This window comes from Arthrobacter sp. Leaf69 (assembly GCF_001422645.1).
In the GTDB taxonomy this organism is placed as follows: domain Bacteria; phylum Actinomycetota; class Actinomycetes; order Actinomycetales; family Micrococcaceae; genus Arthrobacter.
In genome coordinates, this window is record NZ_LMLR01000001.1 from 306975 (window position 1) to 323913 (window position 16939).

At 65.9% G+C, this 16939-nt stretch carries 18 protein-coding genes and 1 tRNA gene; 11 read left to right on the forward strand and 8 right to left on the reverse strand.

Annotated features, from left to right (window positions below; translation table 11 throughout):
- Positions 1-78: 78 nt before the first annotated feature.
- Both ASE96_RS01355 and ASE96_RS01360 read left to right on the forward strand, forming a co-directional pair.
- Positions 79-1671 carry an amino acid permease gene (locus tag ASE96_RS01355; RefSeq protein ID WP_056424926.1) on the forward strand — a complete coding sequence of 531 codons (1593 nt, stop codon included), beginning with the start codon at positions 79-81 and terminating at the stop codon, positions 1669-1671.
- Positions 1672-1825: 154 nt separating this feature from the next.
- A complete protein-coding gene (locus ASE96_RS01360) occupies positions 1826-2431 on the forward strand; it encodes a TetR/AcrR family transcriptional regulator (protein ID WP_056424928.1) in 606 nt (201 codons plus the stop codon).
- A 43-nt stretch (positions 2432-2474) separates the two neighbouring features.
- On the opposite strand, the gene ASE96_RS01365 is transcribed toward ASE96_RS01360, so the two are convergent.
- The 5 genes from ASE96_RS01365 to ASE96_RS01385 all read right to left on the reverse strand — a co-directional run bounded on the left by ASE96_RS01365 (position 2475) and on the right by ASE96_RS01385 (position 8611).
- On the reverse strand, positions 2475-3110 hold the full coding sequence (locus ASE96_RS01365; RefSeq protein ID WP_056424931.1) for a DUF2461 domain-containing protein: 636 nt from the start codon (positions 3108-3110) through the stop codon (positions 2475-2477).
- A 140-nt stretch (positions 3111-3250) separates the two neighbouring features.
- The gene (locus tag ASE96_RS01370) at positions 3251-5278 is read right to left on the reverse strand and encodes a DUF6541 family protein (protein ID WP_056424934.1); all 2028 of its coding nucleotides are present in this window, start codon (positions 5276-5278) and stop codon (positions 3251-3253) included.
- Between the two features lie 7 nt (positions 5279-5285).
- Complete coding sequence (locus ASE96_RS01375) at positions 5286-6491, reverse strand: polysaccharide pyruvyl transferase family protein (protein ID WP_056424937.1); 1206 nt, start codon at positions 6489-6491, stop codon at positions 5286-5288.
- Between the two features lie 128 nt (positions 6492-6619).
- A complete protein-coding gene (locus ASE96_RS01380) occupies positions 6620-8119 on the reverse strand; it encodes a catalase (RefSeq protein ID WP_056424941.1) in 1500 nt (499 codons plus the stop codon).
- Positions 8120-8143: 24 nt separating this feature from the next.
- Positions 8144-8611, reverse strand: a complete 468-nt coding sequence (locus ASE96_RS01385) for a Fur family transcriptional regulator (protein WP_056424945.1) — start codon at positions 8609-8611, stop codon at positions 8144-8146.
- Positions 8612-8750: 139 nt separating this feature from the next.
- On the opposite strand from ASE96_RS01385, the gene ASE96_RS01390 reads away from it, so the two are divergent.
- The gene (locus tag ASE96_RS01390) at positions 8751-10022 is read left to right on the forward strand and encodes an MFS transporter (RefSeq protein ID WP_056424948.1); all 1272 of its coding nucleotides are present in this window, start codon (positions 8751-8753) and stop codon (positions 10020-10022) included.
- 51 nt (positions 10023-10073) lie between these two features.
- On the forward strand, positions 10074-10946 hold the full coding sequence (gene htpX, locus ASE96_RS01395; protein WP_056424951.1) for a zinc metalloprotease HtpX: 873 nt from the start codon (positions 10074-10076) through the stop codon (positions 10944-10946).
- Between the two features lie 169 nt (positions 10947-11115).
- Here the strand turns inward: htpX and ASE96_RS01400 are convergent, their stop codons facing one another.
- Positions 11116-11607, reverse strand: coding sequence for a YajQ family cyclic di-GMP-binding protein (locus ASE96_RS01400; protein WP_056424955.1), 492 nt, complete (start codon positions 11605-11607; stop codon positions 11116-11118).
- Between the two features lie 201 nt (positions 11608-11808).
- On the opposite strand from ASE96_RS01400, the gene ASE96_RS01405 reads away from it, so the two are divergent.
- Together ASE96_RS01405 and ASE96_RS01410 are read left to right on the forward strand one after the other, a co-directional pair.
- Positions 11809-12063, forward strand: a complete 255-nt coding sequence (locus ASE96_RS01405) for a hypothetical protein (RefSeq protein ID WP_056424958.1) — start codon at positions 11809-11811, stop codon at positions 12061-12063.
- Between the two features lie 161 nt (positions 12064-12224).
- Positions 12225-12306, forward strand: a tRNA-Tyr gene (locus ASE96_RS01410).
- Between the two features lie 108 nt (positions 12307-12414).
- Here ASE96_RS01410 and ASE96_RS01415 read toward each other — a convergent pair.
- Both ASE96_RS01415 and ASE96_RS01420 read right to left on the reverse strand, forming a co-directional pair.
- Positions 12415-13626, reverse strand: coding sequence for a tyrosine-type recombinase/integrase (locus ASE96_RS01415; protein WP_056424961.1), 1212 nt, complete (start codon positions 13624-13626; stop codon positions 12415-12417).
- On the reverse strand, positions 13619-14254 hold the full coding sequence (locus tag ASE96_RS01420) for a hypothetical protein (RefSeq protein ID WP_056424964.1): 636 nt from the start codon (positions 14252-14254) through the stop codon (positions 13619-13621). The genes ASE96_RS01415 and ASE96_RS01420 overlap by 8 nt, the downstream gene beginning before the upstream one ends.
- A 389-nt stretch (positions 14255-14643) precedes the next feature.
- On the opposite strand from ASE96_RS01420, the gene ASE96_RS19780 reads away from it, so the two are divergent.
- From ASE96_RS19780 to ASE96_RS01445, 5 genes are read left to right on the forward strand one after another with little or no spacing between them, the layout of a single operon-like run.
- Entirely contained in the window at positions 14644-15147 is a 504-nt protein-coding gene (locus ASE96_RS19780; protein WP_442853881.1) for a helix-turn-helix domain-containing protein, read from the forward strand.
- Positions 15144-15446 carry a hypothetical protein gene (locus ASE96_RS01430; protein WP_056424970.1) on the forward strand — a complete coding sequence of 101 codons (303 nt, stop codon included), beginning with the start codon at positions 15144-15146 and terminating at the stop codon, positions 15444-15446. The genes ASE96_RS19780 and ASE96_RS01430 overlap by 4 nt, the downstream gene beginning before the upstream one ends.
- The gene (locus ASE96_RS01435; RefSeq protein WP_056424972.1) at positions 15443-16156 is read left to right on the forward strand and encodes a hypothetical protein; all 714 of its coding nucleotides are present in this window, start codon (positions 15443-15445) and stop codon (positions 16154-16156) included. The genes ASE96_RS01430 and ASE96_RS01435 overlap by 4 nt, the downstream gene beginning before the upstream one ends.
- Before the next feature lie 13 nt (positions 16157-16169).
- Complete coding sequence (locus ASE96_RS01440; RefSeq protein WP_056424975.1) at positions 16170-16574, forward strand: hypothetical protein; 405 nt, start codon at positions 16170-16172, stop codon at positions 16572-16574.
- The gene (locus tag ASE96_RS01445; RefSeq protein WP_056424978.1) at positions 16553-16933 is read left to right on the forward strand and encodes a hypothetical protein; all 381 of its coding nucleotides are present in this window, start codon (positions 16553-16555) and stop codon (positions 16931-16933) included. Before ASE96_RS01440 ends, ASE96_RS01445 begins: the two co-directional genes overlap by 22 nt.
- Positions 16934-16939: the final 6 nt, after the last annotated feature.

The following is a 16939-nucleotide window of genomic DNA, read 5'->3' on the forward strand; positions in this document are numbered from 1 at the left end:
AAATCTGGCCGTCCAGTGGATGGACACTACGATAGATAGGTCTGTTTCCAACAAGTTATCGAGATTGTGGACTTTCCTATGAACGTTTTCCGGACCAAATCGATCGAGCAGTCCATGTCGGACGCCGATGAACCCGGACGCAAGCTGAAGCGCTCGCTCAGCTCCTGGGACCTGATGATCATGGGTGTCGCCGTTGCCGTCGGCGCCGGCATCTTCTCGGTCGGCGCCAAGGCTGCAGCAAACTTCGCCGGCCCGGCCGTGACCCTCTCCTTCGCCATTGCCGCTGTCACGTGTGCGCTGGCGATCATGTGCTACGCCGAGTTCGCCACCGCCATTCCGGTAGCCGGCTCCGCTTACGTCTTCACCTACGCGACAATGGGCGAGCTGCTGGCCTGGATCATCGGCTGGAACCTCATCCTCGAGCTGTTCACCGCCGGTGCTGTGATCGCCAAGTACTGGGGCATCTACCTCAGCAAGGTGTTTGCGCTGATGGGCGTGGACATCCCTCCGTCGATCTCCCTCGGCGGTGTGGACCTGTACTGGGGCGCGTTCCTGATCGTCGCCGTGTTCACCGTGCTGTTGGTGCTGGGGACGAAGCTGTCCGCCCGTGTCGGCAACATCTTCACCCTGATCAAGATCGGCGTTGTCCTCTTTGTGATCGTGGTGGGCTTCACCTACGTGAAGTTCGAAAACTACACTCCGTTCGTTCCGGCCTCCGAGCCCACCGGCGGGACCGGTGCCGCCGACGTCATGAAGCAGTCCTTTTTCGCCTTCCTCACCGGGGCTGCCCCGGCGCAGTACGGCACGCTGGGCATCTTCGCGGGAGCCGCCCTGGTCTTCTTCGCCTTCATCGGCTTCGACGTCGTCGCCACCTCGGCCGAGGAAGTCAAGGACCCGCAGAAGACGCTGCCCCGCGGCATCTTTGGCGGCCTCGCCGTCGTCACTGTCCTCTACATCCTGGTGTCCCTGGCCCTGACCGGCATGGTGTCCTACACCCAGCTTGCCGAGGCCGAGAACCCGACCCTCACCACGGCATTCGAGGCCGTGGGCAACACCGACGCCGCCAAGATCATCGCCTTCGGGTCCCTCGTGGGCCTGACCACCGTGATCATGGTGCTGCTGATGGGCCTCTCCCGCGTGGTGCTGGCCATGAGCCGCGACGGACTGCTGCCGCGCTCGCTGTCCAAGACCAGCACCATCCGCGCGACGCCGGTCCGCCTGCAGATCATCTGCGGTGCTGCCGTGGCGGTTGTCGCCGGACTCACCAACGTGGACCTGCTGGAAGAAATGATCAACATCGGCACGCTGTCCGCGTTCGTGACGGTGAGCATCGGCGTCCTTGTGCTGCGGAAGAAGCGCCCCGACCTGAAGCCGGCGTTCCGGGTGCCGTTCGGCAAGGTGCTCCCGATCATCTCGGCCGTCCTGTGCCTCTACCTCATGACCAACCTGGCAGTGGAGACCTGGATCTTCTTCGCCATCTGGCTCGTGATCGGCGTGGCCATCTACTTCTCCTACGGACAGCGGCACTCCCGGCTGAACGAGAAGTTCGCCGAAGCCAAAGCTTCTGTCAACGGCCCCGGAGACAAGGGCGCCGCCAGGGCCAAGGCTGCGGCACCCGCTGATGCCAATGCCGCCGCCGCGGAGAACGAGGCCCCGGTCAACCGCTCCTGACGGCCGGCCGCCGGTACTGATACACCGAGGTCGCCGGAGACGTGTGAATTCGCTGGAAGTTCCAGCGAGTCGGCACGGCTCCGGCGACCCCGGCGTTTGACCGCCGGATCGGTTACGGCAGGCGCGCTCCGCCCGCGCTCCCTATGATGGATTTATGGCCCGCCCTGCACGACCTGAACGCAAGGCAGAGCTGTTGGCCGCCATTCTTGACTACCTCATGGACAAGACCCTCGCGGAGCTCACCTTCCGTGGCCTGGCCGAGGGGCTGGGGGTCAGCAGCTATGTGCTCGTGTACCACTTCGGCCACCGCGAGGAGCTGGTCAACGAAATCATCCGCACCATCGAATCCCGGCTCGACAGCATCCGGGCCACGGACGTGCGGGACATTGACCGGGAAGCCTGGCGGGCGTTCCTGCTGGAGTCCTGGCGCTGGACCATGGCGCAGCGCAACCGCCACCTGGCCAGGCTCGAGTTCGAGGCGACAGCGCAGGACATTGTGGCGGAATCACCCCGGGGAACAGCGCAGGAACATTTCAGGATGCTCCATCACAAGGCCCGGGACTGGCTGATGCTCCAGGGCATCCGGGAGGAATTTGCGGACACGGACGCCCGCCTGTTCACGGCAGCCTTCTACGGGCTCCAGTTCGATTTCGTCGTGAACAACCAACCCGAGGAAGCCAGCAAAGCGTTTGACCTGATGATGCTGGTCTTCTTCAACAACCTCGACCGGCGCCTGGCCGCCGACGGCGAACACATCTGACGCGGGCCGTCTGACCCCGCCCGGCCGCACGCGGCTGCCCGCCTTATGGCGCGGCGTAGCGGCCGATCCACTCAACCAGCGGCCGCAGCTGCGCCCAGCGCCTGGCCACCTCGCCAGCGGCATCCGGCGTGGAGAGCCAGCCCGGACGTCCCACGTGCGTTCCGGCGGCGAGTGACTTGTGCTTCAGCAGCTCCGCGCGGGGATGATGCTTGTCGAACCCCCGCGGGACCGTCTTCAGGGTCTCACCCTCCACCGTGAAGCCGAGGGCGCGGACCTGCGCGACAATCTCCTGCAGGACTTCCCCGCTGGAGGGAGCATCCACGGCGCTGCGGAAGCGTGCCAGCTGGGCCGGTGTGTGCGTATGGTATCCGCCGCCGATGAGCAGGCCGTCAGCGTCGAGCTGGACGTAGAAGCCCATGCCTTCGGCAACGGTGGCGACCGCACCCTGGGCAGTCTTGTAGGGAGACTTGTCCAGGGAGAACCGGATATCCCGGTTGGGCCGGAAAAGTTTGGCCCCGCCGAACTCGGGTTCCAGCTCCGCCAGAAGCCCCGTCAGCGGTTCCTTGACCGCGGAGTCATACGTGGCCTTATGCGCAAGCCACCAGTCGCGGTTGTTGTTGTGTTCCAGCTCCGTATAGAACTCGAAGGCGGCGTCAGGGATGCCTGCAAATGGGGTCATGTATGCATCCTAGGGACATGGCTCGCCCCACGGCGAGCGGCACATCCCCTATGTGGAAAACGAAAAAAAGCCCCGACACGCGGCCGCCGTGGCGGGGCGCTGAAGGGCGGCCTGCCCCTTGCCCCGGCCGCACACCACGGCTAGCCGCAGGCCGTGATCCGGTAGAGGGTGCGGCCGTTGGCGGACGCGACTTTCTCAAAGCCCCTGTCGGTCGGCACGTTGTAAAAACCCGGCCATTGCTTCAGGCTGATGCTGCCGTGGGATGCACCGGGCGCGTCCTCATAAAAGTGTGTGGCTCCGACCTTGAGGACGGCCTCGCAGATCGACTTGTCCGTCGCGATCCGATTGAACCCGGCGCGGAGCAGCTCCTTGGCAGCGCTCCCGGCCGTCGGGGCGCCCAGCTGCGTGTACACCACGCGTCGTCCGGTGAGGGCGTAGAAGTACGTTTCGCCGTTGAAGGGGTCACCGATTACCACTGCGTCGTCCGGTAGCAACTCGCCCGCCCGCTCGATGAATTCTTGTTCACCGCTGGACAGGACGCCAGTTCCCGGTTTGTCGGAGACCACGTAGTTCTGTGCGGCCACTGCCACCCGATCCACCGAGCGGTAGCCCCCCGATTCCCAATAGATTCCGTATGCCAGGACGGCCACGGACAGGGCGACAACAATCTGGGGCAGGGGCCACCTGCCGCCGGTGCGGGCCGGGGGGAGCCGCGCTGACACTACACGGTGTGCGCCCCTCGCGAGCACCGCGACGGCCAGGGCCGCCAGCAGGCTGCCCGTCATCGCGATGAACGGGGCGATTCGCTGCGTGTCTTTATACCAGAAGCCCGTCAGCCACCTCAGTGCGTTTTCGGGTCCGGCGGCAAGCACGTAAAGGGCAACAAAGGCCAGCCAGGCGATGGCCAGCGGCCGCGCCTCCCTGATGAAGACGGCCGTGGCAGCGCCGACGATCACCAGCAGCCCCACCGCGAGGTTGAAATCGTCCGGGGCAGGCGGGGACAAGGCCGGAAACCTCGGAAGGTCGAAGAACGCAAGTTGCAGTGAATCCGGCACTTCGGCCCGCACGGCACGCTTGTAGGCCATCACCCCGGTGAGCAGCCGGGAGTTGGCCAGCACCGCGGAGACCGCCACCGCAGCAGCCACCACAGCTCCGGCCGCCGCGACCGCAGGCCAAGGTCGGCGGCGCGCGACCTGCGCCACGAGCGGCAGCAGGCTGGCGGCCACAAAGGGGAGGATGGCAACGGCGGTGGCAAAAACGGCACTCGGGTGCGCGGCAGCACAGCCGCCGAGGACTGCGGCCAGAACAGCCGCCAGGAGCACACGCTCCCGGGCCGGCGTTCCGGCACGCTCCGCGGAAGTCAGGTGCCGTAGAAAGAGGACTCCGACGGCGAGCGTGGCAGGGACCAGGGCCGTGGCGAGGCCGTTGGGCCACTGGCCGCTGCGGAGCAGCTGGGAGAAAGGAAAGCTGACGAACGAAGCAGCGAACACCGGCGTCAGTGCCCAGGCCGCTGGATGCCGCGGCAGGACTGCGGAGGCCAGAAACATCAGGCCAATTGGCCAGATCATGCCGCCGATGACGATCGAGGACAGGTTGGCCGCTTCCGTCATACTGCCCGGGACCAGCGACACTGCGCTGTGCCAGCCCGCGGGGTAGTACGTGGACCGACTGGCACCGAATATCGGAGCGACGCCCCACGGCGTGGCGCTGCCGGACTCCTGGATCCACGTCAGCAGGTTCAAATGGAAGATCGGATCCCAGCCCTGGGACGCTTTGGCCGGGTCGCCGATTCCGCGGAGCAACGCCAGGCAGGTCACCATGGAACCGATTGCCACGCCCGCACCAACAGCCAGTTTCGCAGGCGCGCCGAGGCCGCCGGGCCACAGGGGTGTGCGGAAGCTGAGCCTCCTCCCGGCAAGCCACGCGGCAAGGACAGGCGGCAGGGCCGTCAGGGCGGCCGTGGCGGCGTTCCACGGCACGCCCAGGGAGTCCGCCACGATGCTTCCGGCCAGAAAGATCAGCAGGGTGATGGCCGGGCTGAGAGCGATGGCTGCCGGCAAGCCCGGCTTCAGCGGCAGGAGCACCAGAAGCCCCGGGAGGAAAAATGCGGCTACAAGGAAAATAACGGTCGGAGCATGTGGAAGCAGCTCAAGAAGCCCATTCAGCATGGTCTTTTCAGCGCGCTCCGGCCCGGATCTTGTTCTTCAGCGGGGCGGCCACGGCTTTGTTGAAGAGCTTGGCGGCCCCGGCAGTCAGGGATCCGGTCTGGCCGTGCAGCGGCGGATAGAGAGTGCCGGCCTCTGCGCGTTTCCGTGCCGTGAGTGCAGGCAGGTCACCCCGCAAGGATCCGGGCTGCTGCGGCATGGCGGGAGCGTCGCTGCCCAGGGCCAGCGACCAGCCGCTTCCCAGAGCGGCCACGGACTCATGCTTGACGTCGTAGTAGCCCTTTTTCACGCCGACGGCAATGCCTCGGGCACCCGCGGCAGCCGCCAGCAGATGGATGTGGAAGCGGCTGGTGACCCAGGTCTGCTGGGCGGACAGGGGAAGGCCGTGGGTCCAAACCTGGGCGAATGATATGAACCGGGTCTCGGGGATGAGGTCTGCCATGCGCTCGTAGGCGGCATGGTCGACGCCGGGAATCGCCTCGACGTAGTAAGCCTTGGTCCCTCGGCGGCGGGCAGCCTCGACCTCCGTCCGTGCCAGTTCGACGGCGGCCTGGAACCGTCCGGGATCAGCCATGTCGCTCTGGATGCAGACATAAAGTCCCGATGGGGCGTCGTTGCGCCCGATTTCCCCGGTGACGCCCAGGAACGCGTCGTCGAGGCCCAGTTCCAGCCCGTGTGCGTCGGCGCTGGCCTGGTCCCGTGCGTGGGCGTGATCGAAACCCCGGAACAGCGGGGCTTCCGCGGGGGCCGGAGCGAGCGCCGGCATCAGGCCCTGTCCGGTGGCGTAAAGCTTTGCCCCGGTCAGTTCACTGACGGCACGCATGCCGACGACGAGGCCGGCGTGGTGCGGCCACGTGTCGTTGACGTAGCCGCCGCCGATGAGATGCAGGGACCCGGCTTCCCGAAGCTTGAGGATGCCCAGATCGTAGGCCGGCGTGCCGAAGCCGGCAACGCGTTCGCGGATGTTTTTCGCCGCCACTTCGGCGGGGAGCTCGGCGTTGTCGTGGACCAGGCGCCAGAGCGTGTTGGTGACCCGAAGCCGCGGGTGCATGCCCTCGAACAGTACCTGCGCCATGCCGGGTTGGGGGCAGTCCAGCCAGACGTCGGCGTCGGGGCGGGCTACGGCCAGGTATTTCAGCCACGCAGCGGCGATGAACTCATCGCCGAAGTTGGGGTGGCCGGAGCTGCCGACCAGGTAAATGATTCGCGAATTCATCTACCCGACTATAGCGGCGCGGCCACGTTGTGATACACCAAGGGCACCCCGCCGCGCATATTCGCGGCGGGATGCCCTTCCCCAAACGGGGTGCCTACGGTGCGGGTGCCCCCGGCCGAGCCTGAGGATCAGACCTTGTTGGCGGCCTCGGCGTCCGACTCGACCTGGCCTGCACCCAGGTTGGCGCGCAGCTTGGCACCGAACTCGGCGTCGACGTTCGTCCAGTACTGGATGGCGCGTTCCTTGATCTCAGCGGTCTTGACGCCGCTGACGGCACCGGTGACGGTGTCCAGCAGGCGGGCCTTTTCGCCGTCGTTGAAGACCTCGCGGTACAGCGTGCCGGCCTGGCCGAAGTCGCCGTCCTCAGCGTGCAGGGAGTGCGCGGAGAGCGTCAGCTCGCCGTCGTTCTCCCAGCCGCCGCCGGCAACCGCAGGCTCCACGGCAGCCGGGCCGCCGACGGAGTTCGGTGCGTAGACCGGAACCGAGGGCGCGTTGAAGTGGTAGCGGCCGGCGCCGTCCTGGCTGTAGTTGTTGACCTGGTTCTTGGGCAGGTTGACCGGCAGCTGGGCGTGGTTGGTGCCCACGCGGTAGCGGTGCGCGTCCGCGTAGGAGAAGATGCGGGCCTGCAGCATCTTGTCCGGGGAGGCGGCGATACCCGGCACAAAGTTCGACGGCGCGAAAGCGGCCTGCTCGATCTGCGCGAAGTAGTTCTCCGGGTTCTTGTTCAGTTCCATGGTGCCGACCTTGATCAGCGGGTAGTCCCCGTGCGGCCAGACCTTGGTGAGGTCGAACGGGTTGAAGCGGTACGACTTGGCATCCTCGTACGGCATGACCTGGACGTGGAGGTCCCAGGACGGGAAGTTGCCGGCAGCGATGTTTTCCTGCAGATCGCGGATGTAGAAGTCGCCGTCAGCGCCGGCCAGTGCCTCGGCCTCGTCGCCGGTCATGGACTTGACGCCCTGGTTGGACTTGAAGTGGTACTTAACCCAGAAGCGCTCGCCCTCGGCGTTGATCCACTGGTAGGTGTGCGAGCCGTAGCCCTGCATTTCACGCCAGGAGGCCGGCAGGCCGCGGTCGCCCATGAGCCAGGTGACCTGGTGTGCGGACTCGGGGGAGAGGGTCCAGAAGTCCCACTGCATGTCGGCATCGCGCAGGTGGGTGCCCGGGAGACGCTTCTGCGAGTGGATGAAGTCCGGGAACTTGATGCCGTCGCGGATGAAGAACACCGGGGTGTTGTTGCCGACGAGGTCGTAGTTGCCCTCGGTGGTGTAGAACTTCACGGCGAAACCGCGGGGGTCGCGCCAGGTATCGGGGGACCCTGCCTCGCCGGCGACGGAGGAGAAGCGGATGAGCATCTCGGTCTCAGTGCCCGGCTGGAACAGTGCGGCCTTGGTGTACTTCGAGACGTCCTCGGAGGTCTTGAACGTGCCGAAGGCGCCGCCGCCCTTGGCATGCACCACGCGCTCCGGCACGCGCTCGCGGTTGAACTGCGCCAGCTTTTCGATCAGGTAGTGGTCGGTGAGGATGATCGCGCCGTCAGCGCCGACGGATTTCGAGTGGGCATCGGAAGTGACCGGGGCGCCGGACTGTGTCGTGGACACGGCGGGCGCAGAGATGTGCTGAGTCATCGTTCTCCTATTTCTTGTTTCTTCTTATTTACGTTCGGCGGGAAGTTGTTGGGTGCGCTGGCAGTCCTGGCAGATGCCCTGGTACAGCACGTCGGCGATCTGGATGGTCATCGGCTTGGAGCCCTCATCCCAGTGCGGCGTCAGGCAGGGCGCGTGGCCGACGGCGCATTCGACGTCCTCCACCCGGCCGCAGCTGATGCACACGGCGTGGTGGTGGTTGTCGCCCACCCGCGTCTCGTACAGCGCAGGGGAGTGCGGGGGCTCAAACCGGCGCAACATCTGCAGGTCGGTCAGATCCCCCAGCACCACATAGACGGACTGCGCGGTCAGCTCGGGAAGTTCCTGGCGGGCAGCGGCGAGGATGTTCTCGGCGGGGGAATGCGGGTGATGCTCGACGGCGGCCAGCACTGCCAGCCGCTGCTTCGTCACCCGGCGGCCGTGGGCGCGCAGGGCGGCAGCCCATGCCTCGTGGGTGCCCGTCGAATCCGTCATGCCCCCATTCAAGCATTTATTATGAGTCGATCATAATAAGGCGCGGCTTATGACTCCGCCGGGGCCGGCTTCCGTCGCGTCGCGCGCGGCACGCGCCGGGGTCACCGGGCCACCGGTCCTGCGCCACTAGAGTGTCCGGGTGGGGAATCTTCTGGCGGACATCACGCCCTTGCGCGAGAGTCCGGCGTTCCGCCGCCTGTGGCTGGGATCCGCCGTCGCGGCCCTGGGCAGCCAGTTGACCCTGGTGGCCGTGAGCCTTGAGGTTTACCGGCTCACCCAGGACAGCCTGTACGTCGGGCTGCTGAGCATCTTCGCCCTCGTCCCTCTGGTAGTCGGCGGGCTGCTGGGCGGGTCGATCGCCGATGCCCACGACCGCCGCACGGTGGCGCTCCTGGCCTCGTCGGTGCTGTGGCTGACCACCGCCTGCCTGGCCCTGCAGGCCTGGCTGCAGCTGGGGAATGTCTGGGTGCTGTATGCCCTTGTTGCGGTGCAGAGCGGCGCGCAGGCCATCAACCAGCCGGCCCGCAGCGCCATTATCCCGCTGCTGGTCCGCAAGGAGCTCCTGCCCGCCGCCAATGCGCTGAGCATGATGAGCTTCGGCCTTACCTTCACGGCCGGGCCGCTTTTGGCCGGGCTGCTGGTGGCAACGGTGGGGTTCGCCTGGACCTATACGGTCGACGTCGTCACCTTTGCCTTCGCACTGTGGGCCTTGCTGAGGCTGCCGGCCATGCCGCCGGGGGACCGGGCGCGGCCCGCGGGGCTGCGGTCCGTCGTCGAGGGCTTCCGCTTCCTGGGCACCCGACCCAACCTGAGGATGACCTTCGTCGTGGACATCATCGCGATGATCTTCGCCCAGCCCCGGGCCCTGCTGCCCGCGATCGGCGCCGTCATGATCGGCGGCGGCGAAACCACGGTGGGGATCCTGCTGGCGTCCACCGCCGTCGGCGCGTTCCTGGCCGGCCTCTTCTCCGGCCCGCTGGGTGCGGTGCGGCGGCAGGGAGCAGCCGTTGTCTGGTCCGTGATGGGCTGGGGCGCCTCGATTGCCGGCTTCGGCCTCGTCGTTGTGCTCGCCGGGAACTCCGGCGCCGACGGCGTGACCTGGTGGCTGCTGCCCGCCGCCCTGTGCTGCGGGCTGGCCGGAATCGCAGACTCCGTCAGCGCCGTCTTCCGCACGACGATCCTGCAGTCATCCACGCCGGACCACCTGCGCGGCCGGCTGCAGGGCGTGTTCATCGTGGTGGTCGCCGGCGGGCCCCGGGTGGGGGACATGCTTGCGGGCGGGGGGACTAAAATTCTGAGTGAAGGCTGGGTTCTGCTTCTGGGCGGCCTGTTGTGCATCGCGGTGGCCTGGGCCGTGGCGCACTGGCAGTCGGGCTTCCTGAAGTACGACGCGCGGAACCCCGTGCCGTAGCGGGACGTTTTCCGGGTGTGGGTCCACCGTCGGACGACTTCAGGAGGAACAGTGCATCAGCATCACAACGGACTGAAGACCGCAGCCCTTTTCGGTGTCCTGTGGGCGGTGCTCCTGGGTCTCGGCGCGCTGATGGCCTCCAGTATGGGCAGCTCCGCGCCGATCTGGATCATGGCCCTGGTTGGCGTCGCCACCACGGCCTACGGCTACTGGAACAGTGACAAGATCGCCATCCGGTCCATGCAGGCTTTTCCCGTGACGGAAGCCGAAGCGCCCCAGCTCCACCAGATTGTCCGGGAACTCTCCGCCACGGCGCAGCAGCCGATGCCGCGGATCTACATTTCACCCACGATGGCCCCGAATGCATTCGCGACCGGCCGGAGCCCGCAAAACGCCGCGGTGTGCTGCACCGAAGGCATCCTCCGGCTCCTCGACGCCCGGGAACTCCGCGGCGTGCTTGGCCACGAGCTGATGCACGTCTATAACCGGGACATCCTGACCTCGTCGGTGGCTGCCGCCGTCGCCGGTGTTATCACCTCGGTGGCTCAGATGTTCCTGATCTTCGGCGGCGGCGGGGACCGGCGCAACGCCAACCCCATCGCCGCGATTGCCATGGCGTTGCTGGCGCCGTTTGCGGCGTCGCTGATCCAGATGGCCATCTCCCGCACCCGGGAGTTCGACGCCGACGAGGACGGGTCCAGACTCACGGGAGACCCGCTGGCGCTCGCCTCAGCCCTGCGCAAGATCGAGCAGGGCGTGCAGCTGGCACCGCTGCCGCAGGACCAGCGGCTGGTCAACGCCTCGCACCTGATGATCGCGAACCCGTTCCGCGCCGGCGGTGTGGCGAAAATGTTCTCTACCCACCCGCCGATGAGCGAGCGCATTGGCCGGCTGGAGCGGATGGCCGGCCAGCCGCTGGGCTAACGTGGCGGCCGACTGCGGGTTGCGACGCGCTTAGCGTCCCGCGCGCGCAATGTCCCGCGGCGGGCGCAGTGTCCCGCGGCGCGGCGCGCGAAAGGGCTGCCGGCGCGGGAAGACCCGGTGCGACAGCCCTTTGGCGCGGCGTGCGGAAACGAGCGCCGCGGATAAGTGCCTAGCTTCGGAAGTTCACGAACTGCAGGTCGGCCTCGTCGAAGCCCTTCAGCAGGTTCATGGTTTCCTGGAGGTCATCGCGGGACTTGGAAGTCACACGGAGCTCGTCGCCCTGGATCTGTGACTTGACGGACTTGGGGCCCTCGTCGCGGATGAGCTTGTTGATCTTCTTCGCGAGGTCCTGCGCAATGCCCTCCTTGATGGTGGCTTCGAGCCGGAATTCCTTGCCGGACGCGTAGGGCTCGCCTGTGTCGAGGGACTTCAGGGAGATGCCGCGGCGGATGAGCTTGGACTGCAGCACATCCAGGACGGCGAGCACACGCTCCTCGGAGTTGGCCTTCATGAGGATCTTCTCGCCGCTGAAGTCCACCTCAGCGCCGACGCCCTTGAAGTCGTAGCGCTGGGCCAGTTCCTTCTGGGCCTGGTTCAGCGCATTGGCGACCTCCTGCTTGTCGACTTTGCTGACGACGTCGAATGTGGATTCGCCTGCCATGACTGTCCTCCTGTTGGTTGGGGGGTGCCCGGTGAGGGGCCGTTGGGTCTGGAATCCAGCCTAGTACGGATGCCCCTGTTGTGAAGGTTGGCGGCGTGTGGTCCCGTTTCACAGTCTGCTCAAAGCTGAGTCAGGGCGGGAACGAAGTTTCGCGCGGCAGAGTTGCAGGAGTTGGAAGAGTCGCTTGAAAGGTGCCAGCTCATGCAGAACAAGGCCGTCCACTATGTCATTCGTTCCACCGCGGCGGCCGCGGGCGGTTTCGCGACGGCCGCGACGTCGGTGGCGGCTGCAACGCTGGCGGCCTCGATCATCTTGAGCCCGGCCGCGGATGCCTCGTCGAGACTGGACGGCGTCCACGCTGACCTGGCGCGCGCCGTACAGCTGAATCAGATCACGGAGGAGCAGGCCGCCCGGTTTGAGTCCAAACTCGCCGGCCGCATCCTCGGAGAAGCCTGATTTTCCGGGCTTTTTGGCGCTTTATTGAACCGCTGGGACGCCGATTCGATTCTTCGGCGGAAGTTCTGTAAAGTTGTCTTGCCCGCGGTTGCTGGAAGTGGAACGAACTGGAAACAGTGGTTCTGAACACGGAAGCCGCGAGTGATCTTCTTTTGAAGTTCGGCAGATTACCCGAGCGGCCAAAGGGGGCTGACTGTAAATCAGCTGGCAACGCCTACGGGGGTTCGAATCCCTCATCTGCCACAGTCCCGGATTTCCGGGGAATTTAGACCCGTTTGGATCTCTTCGGAGGTCCGGACGGGTCTTCTTTTTGCCTATTTGTTGGGGAACTTGTGGGGGAAGCGTCCAGAATCAGGCGCTGAAGGCCCGCGCATAGGCCGCGGTAACGTCATCCTTCAGCCGCTGATCCTTGACCACGTCGAAATACAGGTCTGACGTGACGGTGATGGTGGAGTGCCCCAGGATTCGGGACACCACGGGCAGCGGCAGACCGTTCTGCAGCATGATCGTGGCGGCCAAGTGCCGGAGGCTGTGGAAAACGACTTTGGGCAGTCCCGCGCGTTCGGCCATGCGCCCGAAGGTCTTGGAGACGTTGTTGGGGATCAGCGGCGCTCCGAGGGCGTCCGTGAAGACCAGTCCCCGGTCATTGGCCCACGCTTCCCCGGCGATCAGGCGTTCCCGTCCCTGCTGGACCTTCCACGCCTTCAGCACGTCAGGCACCCAGCCCGCGAGCGGCACCCAGCGATCCTGCCCGGCCTTTGTCTTGACGGGCTGAAATACAACTTCCTTGCCCTGCAGCTGTGCCTGCTGCCGGACGGTCAGGTCCCCGGCCGCGAGGTCCACGTCTGACCAGCGGAGCCCGCAGACTTCCCCAAGCCGCATACCTGTGCCCACCGCAAACAGGATCAGCGGGACGAGGCGTTCCGCGTGACCCGATTCCTGGGCTTCCATCCAGCCCCGGAACTGGCCGAACTCTTCCGGGCTCCACACGTCCCTCCGCTCCGCCGCTTCCTTGGAAACGTGAGCGCCGATAGTCGGGTCCCGGTGGATCTGGCCCGCCCTGAGGGCATCACGCAGCGCTGATCGGAGCGTGGCAACGATCCGCCGCTCTGTGGACGCACTGACCTGCTGATTCAGGGGCTTCCCCGCGTTCGCCTTCCGGACCTTGACCAGCATGGCGTCTATCTGAGACGCCTTCAGGTCGGACAGCCGAACGCCGCCAAGGTTCGGGGCTAGGTAGTTGTCCAAGTGCCCGCGGTAGGACCGGATGGTGGCCGCGCGGATGGTCTTAGCTGATTCCTTGGCCGCCAGCCACCGCTCCAGATACTGGCCTACGGTTTCCTTCCGCCGGTCAGCCTCCAACGTGCCTTCCTTGTGCGCCCGGATCGCCTTTGCCCGGGCTTGCTTGGCCGTCTCCTGATCCGGGAAACCCGATTCAGCAATGCGGAGCCGCTTACCGTCCTGACCGGGCGGGAACTCCACACTGAAGGCCCATTTGTGCCGCTTGCACCGGGCGGGGCATTCCTTGGTGCACCTCTGGTAGACGCCTGCTGCTTTAGCCATTCTCTTTGTTCCTTTCGCCGTGAATCAGTCCGCGCTTCCGGGCTTCCCTGACCCAGGCTTTTACGCGGTTGTCTTTGGTTAGTTGCGGGTCTTCCATGGTTGCGGCCAGCTGGTGCGCGACGGTCCGAACCGGGCGGGTATCCCCGGACCGGACCGCGGCGTTGTAGAGACCGGCCACGCGGGCAAAATGGGCGGCGTCATAGATGGACCGCCTGCCGCGCCTCGGGGTGCCTGCCAGTGGGTCCGCGTACGCCTTAGCCGTCGTGGCCGCTTCCGGGTTCCCCTTGCCCGCTAAAACATCCGAGATGCGGCCGTAGATCCAATTGAGGCGGTTGCGGGTTTCCCCTATGACGGCGGCGACCTTGACGGTGCGCCATGCCTCCGGGGTGACCGGCTGGCCGTTCCGGGACCGAAGTTCGACGGCAATCGGTGTTGCCGTTTCCCCGTCGAGCGACCAAGTCACTGTGCCCTCCCATGGTGCCGTTTCATCGTGGGAGATCGACGCGAGGTCCAGCATGGCCGCAGCGGCGTCTGGGTCCATTCCAAGCCGGTCGACGGTGGTCTGCCATTCCTCGAAAGTGCCGGAGTTTTCCCCGCCTACCGGGACTGTGATCTTGTGCTCGTGCATGTCGCCTTTCCGGATGAAATCGCCGTCCGGATAACAGGTCCGGCTGACTGGTTAGATTTATAGTCTACTTCTGACAAAGGCGGGGCACAATTGAGGATGTGAGCAAACCACTAAGCACAGATGAAGTCTTGTCCCTGCCAGCGTCAATACAGCTGGAAACAGCGTGTAGCGCCCTCGGAATCTCCCAAGCCACGGGCTACCGGCTGGTGAAGGCGAATGCCTTTCCCTGCCCCGTGGTGAAGGCAGGCCGCGCCATCCGGGTCCCGAAAACGGGGCTCTTGCGGGTCCTGGGGCTCGAAGCCACCGAAGACCGCAGCGCTACCGGAGCCTGACGCCGTGCCCGGTATCGGCCGGGGTGGACCATGAGCGGGCAGGCGGTAACGCGGGTGATGCAGCACGTAACCGGGTTGCATCCCACGATGAAGCTAGTTCTGGTGTGCCTCGCTGACCACGCGGGAAAGGACGGGACTAACGCCTTCCCGTCCGTCCCGACGATCGCGGAACTGTGCGGGGTCGATGCACGAACAGTGCGCCGCACCATCTCCGCGCTGGAAGGCCGTGGGCTGATACGCCGGGGCAATCAGGCGGCGGCCTCCGGCATTCCGCCCCAGTACCGGCCGATGGTCTGGGATCTGGTCATCTTCCCCGCAGACGTGTCACCCGTGACAGGTCCAGAGGTGTCATCGGTGACAGGTCCAGACCTGACATCAGGGGTGACAGCAGGGGTGACATCAGACCTGACACCCGTGTCACCCAAACAGAGTAAACAGGGAAACCAAAAGAAAACCGGCCGCGGCCGAACTGCTCTCGCAGCCCGAAGTGACTGGGAAAACCCACCTGCCGACAGCTGGGCTTATGGGCAAGAAGCACCTATTGAAAGGAACTCATCATGACCACGACTCCCGAAACCGCCGTAGTGATGGCATTTGACGTTTTGCAAGACGTGATCGCCACCGGAGCAGACCCAAGAGGCCCGCTCGGATCCGGAGCCGCCTGGACTATCGACACGTACGGGACCCCAAGGCAGCGGGCGCAGCTGCAGCGGCTGGAAATGGCGGCCGCCAGCAAGCACGGCGCTGTCCCGTCCCGGACCACGGCCAAGGACGGCAAGGCCGGGGCTGCTGACACGTTCGGCATGGACGCTCTGGACCGTGCCATTGCCAAGAGCTTTGACACGGAGGAGGACGCATGAGCCCGAAGACAGCACCGCTCACCGCTGAGCAGGTCCGGGCGGACATACTGGCCCCGGTGATTGAGGAGCAGGAGCGGATCAACGCGGGGGAGAGGGCAGCGCGGGCTGCCATCGACGCAGCGCGGGCCAAGCGTGACGAGGAAGTGACCGCATGGCGGGCAGAAGCCGCGGAAAGCCTGAGGCTCTTCCTGCCGGAACCGCCGCCACCGGCACCCGTGGAGATGCCCCAGCATCACGCCGTGCTGCACCGCGTGATCACAGCCCGTCAGGCAGCCTCAGAGTGGCAGGACCGGTTACTGGCCGAACAGCGCGGGAAAGCGGAAACGGCATACAAGCAGGCCCTTCCGGACCTGATCGAGCGGACACGGACAACCGCGCTCGGAACAACGGAGGCAATCGTGGCCGAATGGAACGGCTGGCTGCAGCTGGTCAAGGACTGCCGGGCCGCTGACGAACGCAAGGGAGGCCGGAGGCAGTGGGACCCCGCCACGGGCAGGATGCGGGCCACGATCACCCCAGCGGACCTGCTGGAAGCCGTGAACGGCGTGGATCTCCTCGACCCGTCCCCCGTGGCAAAAGAGTGGATCGACGGGGGACCCCGTGACGGATTCCACCAGCCCATGAGCGGGGGACCGGACGGGCCGGACGGAATAACCCGGGAAGAGGCTGCACAGCAGCGGAGGCCCGGCGGTGCCCGGGCGTGGCTGTGACCGTGGAGCGCGAATGAGCACGGATGAGCGTCTAAGCCGGGGACAGCGGGCAGCGCTCACGGCCCTGCTGGTCACGCCGAACCTCCGAACAGCTGCCCAGAGTGCCGGGGTAGGGCACTCCACGCTCCGGCGCTGGCTCGCTCAGCCGGAATTTCAGGAGGAGTACCGGCGGCTGTCCCGGGAGACGCACCAGCAAGCCGTGAGCGCGGTCCTCTCAGCCCAGCAGGAGGCTGTGGCAGTTCTGGTCCGTCTGATGGCCAGCCGGTCCGCAGAAGTCCGCCTGCGGGCCGCCAGCAAGCTGCTGGAACTTGGGCACCGGATCGCCGGGGATGACCTGGACCAGCGTCTGACCCGCCTTGAAGAGATCGCCAAAGAACAGGAGCAGGAGAAATGGGCATGGGACGCAAGGCACGGGTAGGCCAGCTGGAGGGCAAGATCAAGGGCCCGGAACGTCGGGAGCCCTTCGACTGGGAAGCCGAGTATGGCGAAATCGGGGCACTGACCCGAGACTGCATCATCCAGTACCTGACCAGCAGCAAGACCCGGGAAGCGCTGGAAGGGCACGTCTATCAGCTGATGCGGGTGGGAACCTTCGCAATGGACATGCTCACGGAACACCGGAAAGTGAGCGAAGGCGAGCGGGCAGCGCTACGGCAGCTGATGACGGACCCGGATTACCGCGGCTTCGGCTGGACCGAGTTGAAGCACCCCAAGGCCCTGCAGCTGTACCGTATGTGTGTGGTGCGGGGGTGGCTGGATAGGGAGGTCTTGGCCTAAGCTTGA